Below are 14722 nucleotides of genomic sequence, written 5' to 3'. Positions count from 1 at the left end.
TCCAATTATTTAAGTTAACTCTGAATCCGTCATCCCCGCGGAAGCGGGGATGACGGATTAAAGGCTGGTGGTTCAGACAAGATGCAGCGCAGCGAGCACCATGTCGATCAGCTTGATGCCCACGAACGGCAGCACGATCCCGCCCAGGCCATACAGCAGCAGGTTGCGGCGCAGCAGCGCTACCGCGCCAATGGCCCGGTACTTCACGCCCTTGAGCGCCAGCGGTATCAAGACCACGATGATCAGCGCATTGAAAATCACCGCCGACATGATCGCCGACGACGGGCTGGCAAGTTGCATCACGTCGAGCGCCTTCAGTTGCGGATAGGTGCCCACGAATGCCGCCGGGATGATGGCGAAATACTTGGCAATGTCGTTCGAGATCGAGAACGTGGTCAGCGCGCCGCGCGTCATCAGCATCTGCTTGCCGATTTCGACGATTTCCAGCAGCTTGGTCGGATTCGAGTCCAGGTCCACCATGTTGCCGGCTTCCTTGGCCGCTTGCGTGCCCGAGTTCATCGCCACCGCCACGTCGGCCTGGGCCAGCGCCGGGGCGTCGTTGGTGCCGTCGCCGGTCATCGCCACCAGGCGGCCTTCGGCCTGGTACTTGCGGATCAGTTTCAGCTTGTCTTCCGGCGTGGCTTCGGCCAGGAAGTCGTCCACGCCCGCTTCGGCAGCGATGGCGGCAGCGGTCAGCTGGTTGTCGCCGGTGATCATCACGGTCTTGATGCCCATGCGGCGCAGCTCGCCGAAACGCTCCTTGATGCCGCCCTTGACGATGTCCTTCAGTTCCACCACGCCCATCACGCGGCCACCATCGGTGACCACCAGCGGCGTGCTGCCGCGGCGCGAGATGTCGTCCACCGCGCGGCCCACTTCGGCCGGGTAAGCATTGGGCTGGCCCAGCGACTCGACGTAGCGGCGCACGCTGTCGGCGGCGCCCTTGCGCACGGCGCGTTCGCCGATATCGACACCGCTCATGCGGGTTTGCGCGGTGAACGGCACGAACACGGCGTTCAGGGACGCCATTTCGCGTTCGCGGATGTTGAACTTCTGCTTGGCCAGCACCACGATGCTGCGCCCTTCCGGGGTTTCGTCGGCCAGCGAGGCCAGTTGCGCCACGTCGGCCAACTGCTGCTCGGTCACGCCGGGCGCCGGCACGAAACTCGATGCCTGGCGGTTACCGAGCGTGATGGTGCCGGTTTTATCGAGCATCAGCACGTCGACGTCGCCCGCCGCTTCCACGGCGCGGCCGGAGGTAGCGATCACGTTGGCCTGCATCATGCGGCTCATGCCAGCCACGCCGATGGCCGACAGCAGGCCGCCAATCGTGGTCGGAATCAGGCACACCAGCAGCGCGATCAGCACCGTGATGGTGACCGGCGTGCCCGATTGGGCAGCCTGCACCGAGAACAGCGAGAACGGCAGCAAGGTGATGGTCACGATCAGGAACACGATGGTCAAAGCGACCAGCAAGATGGTGAGCGCGATCTCGTTCGGAGTTTTCTGGCGCTTGGCGCCTTCCACCATCGAGATCATGCGGTCGAGGAAGGTCTCGCCAGGATTGACGGTGACCTTCACCACCAGCCAGTCCGACAGCACGCGGGTACCGCCGGTGACCGACGAAAAGTCGCCGCCCGACTCGCGGATCACGGGGGCCGATTCGCCGGTGATCGCGCTTTCGTCCACCGAGGCTACGCCTTCGATCACTTCACCGTCGATCGGGATGACATCGCCCGCTTCCACCAGGATGTAGTGTCCCTTGACCAGATCGGTGGCCGGCTGCGGCAGCCAGGTGGTGCCGTACTTGGGCGTGGCCAGCTTCTTGGCGCTCACGGTTTGCTTGAGGTTGCGCAGCGACGCCGCTTGCGCCTTGCTGCGGCCTTCGGCCAGCGCCTCGGCAAAGTTCGCGAACAGCACCGTGAACCACAGCCAGACCGAGATCGCCAGGATAAAGCCGGCCGGCGCCTCGCCCTGGCCGAACAGCGCCTGCAGGTACAACAAGGTGGTGATGATGCTGCCGACGTACACGACAAACATCACCGGGCTGCGCACCTGGGTGGCAGGGCTGAGTTTTTTGAACGAGTCGGCAATCGCCGGCAGCAGCAGTTCGGCGTCGAACAGGCGCAGCTTTTTAGGCGCCGGATTGGCGGGGCTGGCGGGGTTGGTAAACAGCGTCATTTCTTTTGGAGTCGTTGACATGATGGGATCCTGCGAATTAATGAGCAAACATCTGCAAGTGTTCAACCACGGGACCGAGCGCCAGCGCCGGCACGTAATTGAGCACGCCGACCAGCACCACCACGCCGATCAACAGGCCGATGAACATCGGGCCGTGGGTGGGCATGGTGCCGGCATTGGCGCCCAGGCGCTGCTTGCCGGCCAGCGAACCGGCCACCGCCAGGATCGGCACGATCACGGCAAAGCGGCCGAACCAGATCGCCACTGCCAGCAAAGTGTTGTAGAACGGCGTGTTGGCGGACAGGCCGGCAAACGCGCTGCCGTTGTTGTTGGCGGCCGAACTCAGGGCATACAGAATTTCGGAGAAGCCGTGGGCGCCGGGGTTGAGGATGCCGGCGCGACCAAGATCGGTCATCACCGCCAGCGCGGTACCGGCCAGCACCAGGGTCGGCGTAACCAGGATGGCAATCGATGTCATCTTCATTTCGTACGCCTGGATTTTCTTGCCCAGGTATTCGGGCGTGCGGCCGATCATCAAACCGGCGATGAACACGGCCAGGATGGCGAAGATCAGCATGCCGTACAGGCCCGAACCGACGCCGCCGAAGATCACTTCACCGAACTGCATCAGCACCATCGGGATCATGCCGCCGATCGGGGTAAACGAGTCGTGCATGGAGTTGACCGCACCGCAAGACGCTGCGGTCGTGACAGCGGCGAACAGCGTGGAAGCGCTGATGCCGAAGCGCGTTTCCTTGCCTTCCATATTGCCGCCCGATTGCAGGCTGCTGGCCGTCTGGTCGATGTGCAACGCCTGCAGCGCCGGGTGGACCTGCTGTTCGGCGCTCATCACCACCAGCGTGGCGGCGACAAACAGCACCGTCATGGCGCCCAGCACCGCCCAGCCCTGGCGGCGGTCGCCGACCATGCGGCCGAACGCGAAGCACAGGCCGGCCGGGATCAGGAAGATCGCCAGCATCTGCACGAAGTTGGTCAGCGCGGTCGGGTTTTCATACGGGTGGGCCGAGTTGGCGTTGAAGAAGCCGCCGCCATTGGTACCCAGCATCTTGATCGCTTCCTGCGACGCCACCGGCCCCATGGCCAGGGTTTGCGTCCTGGTGGTCAGCGTTTCGGTCACCGGCTGGCCCTTGGCATCCTTGATCGGCTGGTTGTCGGCGTCCACTTTCGGCTGGGTGTAGGTGACTGCGTCGATCAGCTGCACCTCTTTATAGGCCGAGAAGTTCTGGATCACGCCCTGGCCGGCCAGGAAAATCGCCAGGATCAGCGACAGCGGCAGCAGCACGTACAGGGTCGAACGGGTGACGTCGGCCCAGAAATTGCCGATCGATTTGCTCGAGCGCGACGAGAAGCCGCGGATCAGCGCAAAGCACACGGCCATGCCAGTGGCGGCCGAGAAGAAGTTCTGGCCGGTGAGCACCAGCATCTGGGTCAGGTAGCTCATGGTCTGTTCGCCGCTGTAGCCCTGCCAGTTGGTGTTGGCGACAAAGCTCACTGCCGTGTTGAACGCGGAATCGGGGCTGACATTGGCCATGCCCTGGGGGTTCAACGGTAAAAATGCCTGCAGGCGCTGCAGGCCGTAAACGGCCAGGGCACCGAGGGCGTTGAACGACAGCAGTGCAATGGCGTAAGTTTTCCAGCCCTGGCCCTGCGCCTGGCCGTCCTGGTCGGCGATGCCGGCGGCGCGGTACAGCAGGCGTTCGAGCTTGCCGAGCCAGCCCAGGCCGGGAATGGCGGCGACAGTGCCATCGCCTGCCCGGGCCAGCACCACGCCCAGCGGCCAGGCCAGCGCCAGCAGCACGACCAGGAACATCACCAGCAGCACGATCGATTGGGTGGTCATCACAGTTCCTCCGCTTTCAGGAGCGCGAGCACCAGGTACACCAGCAAGCCGGCGGACGCGATACCACCGATCACGTAGAAGATGCTCATGGCTGGCCTCCCAGCTTGTCGCAGCCGACGGCCATCGCCCAGATCGCGACGGTGAAGGCCGCGATCACACCAATAAATATAAAATCCATCACACCCTCGAAGGTCTTGTTTTGATGGATGAGAGGTTAGCGGCAGGGGTCTAAAGATTTTGTAAAGACTTGGCTGGCGGGTGTAAACAAACTGTAAACGCGCCGTAAAAACCCGCCCCTTTTACGGTTTGTTTACGCGGGCCTGGGTACTATTTAGAACATTTTTACAGGCGCAGGCATAGGCTGGACCTCTCTTCCACCACTTGTACTCATCATGAATATTTCGTTTCGCGGCATCTGGGTGCCGCTGGCCACGCCCATGGACCACGGCGAGATCGACCTGGCCCGCCTGCAAACGCTGGCCGACCGCCTGATCGCCGAGGGCGCACATGGCCTGGTCGTCTGCGGCACCACCGGCGAGGCGCCGCAGCTGGACCTGGCCGAGCAATCGACCGTGCTCTCGGCCGTGCTGGAAACCGCGCACCGCCGCTGCCCGGTGCTGATGGGCGTGGGCGGCAGCGACACCCATGCCGCCGCCGCGAAGGTTCGCGAGTTCGACGACACTGAACTGGCCGGCTACCTGGTGGCCACCCCGGCCTACGTGCGACCGTCGCAGGAAGGCCTGCTGCGCCACTTCGAAACGATCGCCGACGCCACCGACCGTCCCATCGTGCTGTACAACGTACCGGCGCGCACCGGCGTGAACCTGGAACTGGCCACCGCGCGCACGCTGGCGCAGCACCCGCAGTTTGCCGCCATCAAGGAAGCGGGCGGCAGCCTGCAAAGAATGGAAGAGCTGGTGCGCCACACGCCGCTGGCCATGCTGTGCGGCGACGACGCGCTGCTGTTCGCTGCGCTATGCGCCGGTGGCCACGGCGCCATCTCGGCCGCAGCCCATATCCGCGTCGATTTGTTCGTGCAAGTCTATGACCTGGTCCATGCCGGCCACCTGGCCGAGGCCATGACCCTGTTCGACCATCTGCTGCCGGTGATCCACCTGCTGTTCTCGGAACCGAATCCGGCACCCTTGAAGGCCGCGCTGGCCATGCAGGGCCTGCTGCGCGACGAGCTGCGCCTGCCCATGACGCCCGCCAGCAGCCCCTGCCGCACCCGGCTGGCGGCCGCGCTGGCGGCGCTCGATGCCATACCAGCGTATCATCGTCACGAGGAGGTAACAGCATGATCGTCGCACTCACCGGTAACAACGAACACGATGGCAACCACGCCGTCTCCGACCTGGCCGAAGAACTGGCGCTGCTGCGGGTAGCCGCCGGCAACCGCGTGCTGCTGGTCTGCCCCGAACCCTGCGCCTACGATCCCCAGCTCTACGACGACCTGGTGATCGACGCCTCGCATAATCAGGCGCGCGATGCGGCCTCGCTGGCCGGCGCCGCCGTCATCGTCGCGCTGCTGCGCCGCGCCGACCTCGAACACCAGGACCACGCCGCGCTGCTGGCGCGCCTGCGTGAGGCCAGCGCCGCCAATCCCGGCGCCAGGCTGCTGGTCACCGTGGCCCACGGCAGCGAACCGCTCACGCCGCACCAGACCGGATGCCTGCTGGTATTCGTGGCCCAGCTGCCGGGCGCGCGCCTGGCCGACACCCTGGTGCTCGACCACGACACCTATCACTCGCACCACAGCGCCTTCGAGGCAGATGCCTACAAGACCGCCAACGTGCTGTGCGCGCCCGAAGTGCGCCACCTGTATCGCCAGGTGTTCAGCGGCAGGTAACGAAAATCGAGCCGGGCGGAATGAAACCCGGCCGGCTCGATCAGAACAGGTAAAAAATGATCAGAAGGTTTTGCTGATGGTGAGCACCAGCGCGGTCTTGCCGGTGAACTTGCCGTTCACTGGCGACGCGTACGCGGTCTTGCTGGCGTTCGTCCCCACCACGGCCAGCGCACCGGAGACGATGCCGAAGTCGCGGGTGACGCCCACTTTCCAGTCGGTGTAGTTCGATACGTCGTTGTTCTTCACCTTCTGGTGGCCGGCGTGCAGGTTGATGGTATTGCCCTCGCCTGCCTCGATATTGGCGCCAACATCGAGGTAGCCGCTGTTCTTGCTATCGACGAAGCCGAACAGGTTGGTCACCGAATGCGAGTACTTCACGTAGGCGGGACCGAAGCCCAGCTGACCATACACCTCGGTGGTATTGGCATTGGCAAAGCCGGCGACGTTTTTCAGGCCGTTCGACGGGTACACATAAGTGAGCACACCGACGTCGTAGGAGACCGCATCGCTCAGCTGTCCGCGCTTGCCGCCATAGATGTCGAGTTCCACGTCGCCATCGCCGCCGGCATCCCTGGTCCACTTGATCGACGATGCCCAGGCGCCGAGATACAGGCCGGTGGGGTTGTTGACGTAATCGGCACCGCCCTGCACGGCCGGCTGCAAACGGGTTTGCGAGATGCCGCGGAAGCGGTAGTCGGAGACCACGGCGGCGTTGAAGCTTACCTCGTTATCGGGCTTAGCTGCGACCGCAGCTTCCTGGGCGTGCACCGCACCTGCGGCAAAAGCGGCGCCGAGCGCGGCGGCCAGTAGTAATTTGTTCATGTTGCGCTTTCCATTAGTAGTGGGATGTCTGAGTAAATCGCCCGAACTCCGCGCCGGGCAGCGACTGCATCACCGCATCCATCACCGGCGTGACCATCGCAGCGCCCACGCACAGCCACACCTTCATGCGGGTGCCTTGTTCGCAGATTTCGATGCGGATGAATTCGAGCGAATCGCCGCAGATGCGCGTGACCATGCGGCGCAACTGGGTGACCGCTGCCGTGTCGACCTTGAGCGTCATTACGCAAGGGAACTGGTTCATAACGACTCCGATGAGGGTTGTGCGATGGAGTCAGCTTATCGGGCGGCCCGTAAAAACGGTCTAAAAAGACGGGGGCCTCCTGTAAACATCGTGTATAAATTGCCGCTGTTTGCTCCGGTTGAGGATAGAATACGCAAACACGCACAATTGACTGTACATAAACCCAGTACATAGTCCCAGTACTCAGTTCAGCACCTAAACCAGCATCGACATTATCAGCTTGATCACGTATGGCCACTAAAAAACCAGTTTCCGACTATAGCGAATCCTCCATCCGGGTCCTCAAGGGCCTGGAACCAGTCAAGCAGCGCCCGGGCATGTACACCCGCACCGAGAACCCGCTGCACATCATCCAGGAAGTCATCGACAACGCCTCGGACGAAGCACTGGGCGGCCATTGCAAGAACATTATCGTCACCCAGAACGCCGACGGCAGCATCACGGTGGAGGATGACGGCCGTGGCATTCCGGTCGGCCTGCACCCCGAAGAAGGCGTGCCCACGGTGGAAATCGTGTTTACGCGCCTGCACGCGGGCGGCAAATTCGACAAGGGTTCGGGCGGCGCCTACGCATTCTCGGGCGGTTTGCACGGCGTGGGCGTCTCGGTCACCAACGCGCTGTCCAAGCGCCTGGAGATCACGGTCTGGCGCAAGGAACCCAATGGCACCGGCCTGCACCACCTGGTGTTCGAGCATGGCGACGTGGTCGAACCGCTGACGTCCGTGGTCGCGCCGCGCGACGGCAAAAAATCCGGCACCCGCGTGACCGCCTGGCCCGATGCGAAATACTTCGACTCGCCGGCGATCTCGCAAACCGAGCTGCAACGCCTGCTGCGCTCCAAGGCCGTGCTGCTGCCGGGTGTGACCGTCACGCTCACCAACGCCAAGACTGGCGAATCGCAGACCTGGCAGTACAACGACGGCTTGCGCGGCTACCTGACCGAGGCGCTGGCGCAGGCGACCGACGGCGAAACCCTGATACCGCTGTTCGAAGGCGCGCAGTTTGCCGGCCCCGACACCGAAGGCTTTGCCGAAGGCGAAGGCGCGGCGTGGGTGGTGGCATGGACCGAGCAAGGCGCGGTGGTGCGCGAATCGTACGTGAACCTGATCCCCACGCCCAACGGCGGCACCCACGAATCGGGACTGCGCGACGGCCTGTATGGCGCCGTCAAAAACTTCGTCGAGATGCACTCGCTGCTGCCAAAAGGCGTCAAGCTGCTGCCCGAAGACGTGTTTGCGCGCGTGTCGTTCGTGTTGTCGGCCAAGGTGCTGGACCCGCAATTCCAGGGCCAGATCAAGGAGCGCCTCAATTCGCGCGACGCAGTGCGACTGGTCTCCACGTATTCCAAGCCGGCGCTCGAGCTGTGGCTCAATCACCACGTCGACTACGGCAAAAAGCTGGCCGAACTGGTGATCAAGCAGGCGCAATCGCGTCTGCGCTCGCTGCAAAAAGTGGAAAAGAAGAAGTCGTCGGGCGTGGCGGTTTTGCCGGGCAAGCTGACCGACTGCGAATCGACCGATGTCACCCGCACCGAATTGTTCCTGGTCGAGGGCGACTCTGCGGGCGGTTCGGCCAAGATGGGCCGCGACAAGGAATTCCAGGCCATCCTGCCACTGCGCGGCAAGGTGCTCAACTCGTGGGAAACCGATCGTGACCGCCTGTTCGCCAACAACGAGATCCACGATATCTCGGTGGCGATCGGCGTCGATCCGCACAGCGCCACCGACACGCCGGATTTGTCCGGTCTGCGCTACGGCAAAATCTGCATCCTGTCCGATGCGGACGTCGATGGATCGCACATCCAGGTGCTGCTGCTCACCCTCTTCTTCCGCCACTTCCCGGGCCTGATCGCCAACGGCAATATCTGCATCGCCCGCCCGCCGCTATATCGCGTCGATGCGCCGGCGCGCGGCAAGAAGCCGATCCAGAAGCTGTACGCGCTCGACCCGGGCGAACTGGTGGCCATCGAGGACAAGCTGCGCAAGGATGGCCTGAAGGAAGGCGCCTGGTCGATCTCGCGCTTCAAGGGCCTGGGCGAGATGAACGCCGAACAGCTGTGGGAAACCACGATGAACCCGGACACGCGCCGCCTGCTGCCAGTGGCCCTGGGCGAGTACGAACACGGCGCCTCGGCCGCACGCTTCAATATGCTGATGGGTAAAGGCGAAGCTGCCGCCCGCCGCGCCTGGATCGAAGAACACGGCAACGAAGCCGAAGCAGATATCTAATAGAACCACTGACATGACTCAAGCAAATCTCTTTGACGAATCGCTGCCCGACCCGGACGGCGCCCTGCCGCCCGGCGGCCCCACCGACGGCGGCGAAACGCTCACGCTGTCCACCTTTGCCGAACGCGCCTACCTCGATTACGCCATCTCGGTGGTCAAGGGCCGCGCCCTGCCCGATGTGTGCGACGGCCAGAAGCCGGTGCAGCGCCGCATCCTGTATGCGATGAACGAAATGGGCCTCAACTCCACCGCCAAGCCGCGCAAATCGGCCACGGTGGTGGGCGACGTGCTCGGTAAATTGCACCCGCACGGCGACCAGTCGGTGTACGACGCCATGGTGCGCATGGCGCAGGACTTCTCGCTGCGCTATCCGCTGGTCGATGGCCAGGGTAACTTCGGCTCGCGCGACGGCGACGGCGCGGCAGCGATGCGCTACACCGAAGCGCGTTTGACGCCGATTGCCAAGGTGCTGATGGACGAGATCAATCTCGGCACCGTCGACTTCCAGGCCAACTACGACGGCTCCACCGAGGAACCGAGCCTGCTGCCGGCACGCCTGCCGATGGTGCTGCTCAACGGCGCCTCCGGTATCGCGGTGGGCCTGGCCACCGAAATCCCGTCGCACAACCTGACCGAAGTGGCGCAGGCGGCGGTGGCGATGATCAGGAATCCCAAGATCACCCACGGCGAATTGATGGCGCTGATCCCCGGCCCGGACTTCCCGGGCGGCGGCCAGATCATCACCACGGCCACGCAGATCAGCGACATGTACGCCAATGGGCGCGGCAGCATGAAGGTGCGCGCGCGCTGGAAGATCGAAGAGCTGGCGCGCGGCCAGTGGCAGGCAGTCGTCAACGAACTGCCGCCCGGTACCTCGTCGCAGAAGGTGCTCGAGGAAATCGAGGAGCTGACCAATCCCAAGGTCAAGATGGGCAAGAAGGCGCTGTCGCCGGAACAGCTGGCGCTCAAATCGCTGATCTTGAATTCTCTCGACACCATCCGCGACGAATCGGGCCGCGCGGCGCCGGTGCGCCTGGTGTTCGAACCGAAGTCGAAAAACCAGGACCAGACCGAATTCATGCTGATGCTGCTCGCGCACACGTCGCTCGAGTCGTCGGCATCGATCAACCTGGTGATGATCGGCGGCGATGGCCGTCCGCGTCAAAAAGGGCTGACCGAGATTTTGCAGGAATGGATCGAGTTCCGCTTTACCACTGTCACCCGCCGCACCCAGTTCAAACTGGGCAAGGTCGATGCGCGCATCCATATCCTGGAAGGCCGCGAGACCATCCTGCTCAATATCGATGAAGTGATCCACATCATCCGTAACTCGGACGAGCCCAAGTCCGCGCTGATGGAGCGCTTCCGCCTGTCGGAAATCCAGGCCGAAGACATCCTGGAAATTCGCCTGCGCCAGCTGGCGCGCCTGGAAGCGATCAAGATCCAGCAGGAGCTGGCCGAACTGCGCAAGGAACGCGGCACGCTGCAAGACCTGCTCGACAACCCGGCGTCGATGAAGCGCCTGATCATCAAGGAAATCGAAACCGACGCCAAGACCTACGGCGACGCGCGCCGTACCGTGATCGAGGAAGCGCAGAAAGCGGTGGTCGAACAGAAGGTGGTGGACGAACCGGTCACCGTGATCATCTCGGAAAAAGGCTGGATCCGCGCCCGCACCGGCGTGGGCCACGACGCCAGCCAATTCACCTTCAAGGCTGGCGACGCGCTGTATGGCGCATTCGAGTGCCGCACGGTGGACAACCTGCTTGCCTTCGGCAGCAACGGCAAGGTGTATTCGGTGCCGGTAGCGGCCTTGCCGAACGCGCGTGGCGACGGCGTGCCGGTCACCACCTTGATCGACCTGGCCACCGGTGCGCGCATCCTGCACTATTTTGCCGGTAGCGGCGCCACCCAGCTGATGCTCACCACCAGCGCCGGCTTCGGCTTCATCGCCAAGGCCGCCGACATGGTCAGCCGCATCCGTGGCGGCAAATCGTTCATCACCCTGGATGATGGCGACGTGCCGCTGCCGCCATCGGTGGTCGGTCCCGAAGCCAATGCCGTGGCAGCGCTGTCGGCCAATGCGCGGGTGCTGGTATTCGGCCTCGATGAGATGAAGGTGCTGACCAATGGCGGTCGCGGCGTGATCGTGATGGAGCTCGAGGACAAGGAAACCCTGGTCTCGGCCAAGCCGATCAGCCAGAAAGGCGTGATCGTCAGCGGCATCGGTCGTGGCGCCAAGCCGCAGGATGTGAGGCTGTCGGCATCCGCCCTGGCCGAGCACATCGGCAAGCGCGCCCGCAAGGGCAAGGCGTTGGCCACCCGCATCAAGCCGAGTGGCCTGACGCCGATTGTCTGACCCGGTGATTTTTATGGGTCGCAGGGGCATAATCCTGCGACCTATTCATGAAACTATGTCATAAGCTCTTGCAATTGCGGCACGTTTCGCACCCGTGGTTGGGCCCTACAATCGGTGCTCCTCCAACTTTGCCGGAACGTCGCCATGCCACTTGCCTCCTCGTCTGCCGCTGCCATCGTCGTCTCGCTATTGCTGGCCGGCGCTAGCCTGGCGGCCGGTGCGCAGAACGCGCCGTCCCGTACCGTTCCCGTGAAAATCCGTATCGTCACCGAGCATGGGCCCATCGTGGCTTCGTTATCGGACACGCCCGCCAGCCGTGATTTCCTGGCGCTGCTGCCGCTCAAGCTCACCCTGGGCGACCACGCCGCCACCGAAAAAATCGCCGACCTGCCCGAGCGCCTGAGCAAAAAGGGGGCGCCAGCCGGCTATGCGCCGCGCACCGGCGACATGGCGTATTACGCGCCATGGGGCAACCTGGCCCTGTACCACAAGGATTTCAGATATTCGGACGGCTTGATCAAGCTGGGGCAGATCGACGAGGGCCTGGCGATCTTGCGCAGGAGCGGCGCCATGCGCGTGACGGTCGAACGCGTGGAGCCAGCGCAGCCGTGATCAGCTGGCCTCGAATAGCTGGCCCGAATAGCTGGCCTCGAATAGCTGGCCGCGATCAGCTGGCCGGGGTGGGCTGGCCGTGATTTAGCGCGCCGCCAGCAGCCAGTCGCGGCCGCGGTCGTCGAACGCTGCGGCGATCACGTCTTCGGGCAGGCTGTAGACGGTCGCCCACGTGGCCCGGCCGTCGGGACCATTCGATGGAAAGCTGGCCGTTTCGATCGGCCAGTGGTACTTGCGCTTCAAGGCGCGCACGATGGCTGCCAGCGTGACGCGGCCGCGCAGCGGTTCGGCGCCGGTCTGGTCGGCGTTGGAGAGCAGGACGGCCAGTACGGCGCCGCGCGCGGTGCGGGGACCAGGGAATACGGGAGTGAGTTTGCGTGTCATGCCTGCATTCTAAATAAAAAAACGGGCACACCCTCGCAGGTGCGCCCGTCTTTACATCAGCTCAGCAGATTAGTGCTTGGCTGCGGCTTCTTTGAGGTCAGCAGCGGCTTTGGCGCGCACTGCGTCGGTCTTGTTGGCGGCCAGCGCTTTGTCTTCGGTGGCGTCAACGGTTTTCTTGATCGCTTTGGCGTCCGCTTTCACGGTTTTCTTTTCAGCTTTTTCAACTGCCTTGGCGACGTCTTTCTGGCCTTCGGCAGCTGCTTTGGCTTTGTCTTCCGGGTCAGCTTTGGCCACTTTTTCGTTGGCTTTGGCAGCTTCGGTGTTTACCTTGGCTTGCTGTTCAGCGTGTACCTGGTCAGCTTTGTTGACAGCTTTGTTGGCTTTTTTGTCGGCCTTGGCTTCAACCTTGGCTTCTTTTTGCTGGGCCTTGGCGATGTCCTTGTTGGCTTCGGTCTGGGCGCGGGTTACTTCCGGCGTTTGGGCGAAGGCGGCGGTAGCGAACAGGCCGGCGATCAGGGTAGCGACGATTTTGCTCATGATAGTTCCTCTCAATTATGTTTGGATACGTTCTTATTTAGTGGGCCGGACCGTTCAGTTAAGTTAAACGATCCCGCCTCTAAACGCTTTCCGCTTTTTTGGTAGAAGCGCTAGGTCACGTAATCAGAATATCCAAAAGCACAAAATTTGACTGTTCGGTACCGTACGTAACCCCCTATTTGATTGCAGGACGGGAATACAGATCGATGATGGTAGTGACGGCGTCAGCGCACACCGCGCAGAATTTATCGCTGCGATCGAACATCAGGCACTGCATCTCGGGCCGGTAATAGCCCTTCGCTTCATAGTTGGCGCCCTCGAACGCGCCCACGGTGTGCAGGTGCGGATCGCGCGAGAACAGCGCCTTGGACTGCTCTAGATCCCTCTGGAACAGCGCGCTCATTTCCGACTCGGGACGGTTGGCGGCACGCAGCGCCGCGCGTTCTTTCTGATAAGCGCGCGACGCGGTTTCATACGCTTCCTTCGGCCACGGCGTGGGCAGCGGCGTGCCGTCCTTGACGAATTTTTTCCATTTCAGCTTGGCCGGGTCGCGCAGCGCGGTGGCGTTGGGTTCCCAAGGTTCGCGGCGGACGCCGCCGGTGGCGTAGGCGACGGGCGACGTGTAGTACTCGTCGGCCAGGCCGGCGAAGTGGTGGCCGAATTCGTGCACGAACAGGTAATTGGCCCAGTCGTTATTGGCCGCCGCCGTACTGAACTGGCCGAAGATGCCACCGCCACCGTAGGTGTCGTTGTTGACCAGGATTTCGATGAACTCGTACGAGGCGTTCTGCGCCAGTTCGCGCAGCGCACGGTTGTCCGTGGTGAGCACATAGCGCTCGCTGCCGAAAATGTCGTAGCGCGTGCCCAGCGGCGAGGCGTGATGGACACCGGTCGAGGGCCGCGACACGCCCGATTCGGCAGTGGGCACTGCCAGCGCCCACACGTTGAAGTCCTTGGCCCGTTCCTTGAATGGCGAGACGCTGAACAGGTGGTCGGCCAGCTTGCGCGCGGTCGCCTCGAATTTCTTCATCTCGCCGGCGGTGTAGCCGTCGCCGAGTATCAAGAGATCGACTTTGTCTTTCGGCGCGCCGTTGACGCGGATGGCGATCGGCTTGACTGGCGCAGCGGCCTGCTTGCGCACCACGTCCATGGCGTCGGCGTCCACCCGAGTGGTCCACACCACCGAGAACGCACCGCGCTCGTCACGCTTCAGGATGCGCACGCGCACCGGCTTGTCATGCTTGGGGAAGCGTACCGATTCCTGGAAGCCGCGGTTGGTGTGGGCCGCTTCTTCGGTACTGGCCCATTCCGCGAACACGGTGGAAAAGCCGCGCGAATACAGCAACTCGCCGCTTTCGGCATCGACCACTTCCACCAGGTTGTTGCCGCGGTTGGTGTCGTCGATGGTGCGGCTCATGGCGCCGGGCCACGGCAGCGGTTCGATCACCACGCGATCGACCGCGTATTGTTCGGAAAGAGCGTTGCCGCTGTGGAGGTAGTCGAGGCGGACGGTGGCCGGTTGCGGCGCTGGCGCGGCCATAACGTTGGCACAGGTGGCCGCCAGCAGCAGCGCACCGATCAGGGATTTACAGGACATGCAGGCCTCGCGTAGGTCGAAACGACCATT

At 63.2% G+C, this 14722-nt stretch carries 13 protein-coding genes; 5 read left to right on the top strand and 8 right to left on the bottom strand.

The genetic code is table 11. The features are described from left to right. Positions 1-72: 72 nt before the first annotated feature. From kdpB to DUPY_RS22665, 3 genes are read right to left on the bottom strand one after another with little or no spacing between them, the layout of a single operon-like run. Positions 73-2181: a potassium-transporting ATPase subunit KdpB gene (gene kdpB / locus DUPY_RS22675; protein WP_070251345.1), complete on the bottom strand. Its 2109-nt coding sequence runs from the start codon at positions 2179-2181 to the stop codon at positions 73-75. 37 nt (positions 2182-2218) lie between these two features. Further along, entirely contained in the window at positions 2219-4042 is a 1824-nt protein-coding gene (gene kdpA, locus DUPY_RS22670; RefSeq protein ID WP_070251342.1) for a potassium-transporting ATPase subunit KdpA, read from the bottom strand. After that, entirely contained in the window at positions 4042-4131 is a 90-nt protein-coding gene (locus DUPY_RS22665) for a potassium-transporting ATPase subunit F (RefSeq protein ID WP_070251340.1), read from the bottom strand. The genes kdpA and DUPY_RS22665 overlap by 1 nt, the downstream gene beginning before the upstream one ends. A 303-nt stretch (positions 4132-4434) precedes the next feature. Between DUPY_RS22665 and dapA the strand changes: the two genes are divergently transcribed. Together dapA and DUPY_RS22655 are read left to right on the top strand one after the other, a co-directional pair. Beyond that, positions 4435-5343 carry a 4-hydroxy-tetrahydrodipicolinate synthase gene (gene dapA / locus DUPY_RS22660; protein WP_070251338.1) on the top strand — a complete coding sequence of 303 codons (909 nt, stop codon included), beginning with the start codon at positions 4435-4437 and terminating at the stop codon, positions 5341-5343. Further along, positions 5340-5891, top strand: a complete 552-nt coding sequence (locus DUPY_RS22655; protein ID WP_070251336.1) for a hypothetical protein — start codon at positions 5340-5342, stop codon at positions 5889-5891. Before dapA ends, DUPY_RS22655 begins: the two co-directional genes overlap by 4 nt. Positions 5892-5951: 60 nt before the next feature. Here DUPY_RS22655 and DUPY_RS22650 read toward each other — a convergent pair whose 3' ends face one another. Together DUPY_RS22650 and DUPY_RS22645 are read right to left on the bottom strand one after the other, a co-directional pair. Continuing rightward, a complete protein-coding gene (locus tag DUPY_RS22650) occupies positions 5952-6713 on the bottom strand; it encodes a TorF family putative porin (RefSeq protein WP_070251335.1) in 762 nt (253 codons plus the stop codon). Positions 6714-6726: 13 nt separating this feature from the next. Beyond that, positions 6727-6975: a hypothetical protein gene (locus DUPY_RS22645; RefSeq protein WP_229255471.1), complete on the bottom strand. Its 249-nt coding sequence runs from the start codon at positions 6973-6975 to the stop codon at positions 6727-6729. 230 nt (positions 6976-7205) lie between these two features. Between DUPY_RS22645 and DUPY_RS22640 the strand changes: the two genes are divergently transcribed. The 3 genes from DUPY_RS22640 (at position 7206) to DUPY_RS22630 (ending at position 12174) form a co-directional block, all read left to right on the top strand. Beyond that, positions 7206-9203 (top strand): DNA topoisomerase IV subunit B, encoded by a 1998-nt coding sequence (locus DUPY_RS22640; protein ID WP_070251331.1) that lies wholly within the window; start codon positions 7206-7208, stop codon positions 9201-9203. A 13-nt stretch (positions 9204-9216) separates the two neighbouring features. After that, complete coding sequence (gene parC / locus DUPY_RS22635) at positions 9217-11562, top strand: DNA topoisomerase IV subunit A (protein WP_070251330.1); 2346 nt, start codon at positions 9217-9219, stop codon at positions 11560-11562. A 144-nt stretch (positions 11563-11706) separates the two neighbouring features. Beyond that, positions 11707-12174, top strand: a complete 468-nt coding sequence (locus tag DUPY_RS22630) for a cyclophilin-like fold protein (protein WP_208600087.1) — start codon at positions 11707-11709, stop codon at positions 12172-12174. Positions 12175-12258: 84 nt separating this feature from the next. Here DUPY_RS22630 and DUPY_RS22625 read toward each other — a convergent pair whose 3' ends face one another. The 3 genes from DUPY_RS22625 to DUPY_RS22615 form a co-directional block, all read right to left on the bottom strand. Beyond that, on the bottom strand, positions 12259-12558 hold the full coding sequence (locus DUPY_RS22625; RefSeq protein ID WP_070251325.1) for a hypothetical protein: 300 nt from the start codon (positions 12556-12558) through the stop codon (positions 12259-12261). Positions 12559-12627: 69 nt separating this feature from the next. Further along, positions 12628-13095, bottom strand: a complete 468-nt coding sequence (locus tag DUPY_RS22620; RefSeq protein WP_070251323.1) for a hypothetical protein — start codon at positions 13093-13095, stop codon at positions 12628-12630. A gap of 175 nt (positions 13096-13270) precedes the next feature. Beyond that, on the bottom strand, positions 13271-14692 hold the full coding sequence (locus DUPY_RS22615; RefSeq protein ID WP_070251321.1) for an IgA Peptidase M64: 1422 nt from the start codon (positions 14690-14692) through the stop codon (positions 13271-13273). Positions 14693-14722 lie beyond the last annotated feature (30 nt).

Source organism: Duganella phyllosphaerae (assembly GCF_001758785.1).
Classification (GTDB): Bacteria; Pseudomonadota; Gammaproteobacteria; order Burkholderiales; family Burkholderiaceae_D; genus Rugamonas; species Rugamonas phyllosphaerae.
Note: the sequence above shows the minus strand (reverse complement) of the source record. Positions and strands in the feature narration are given on the sequence as shown.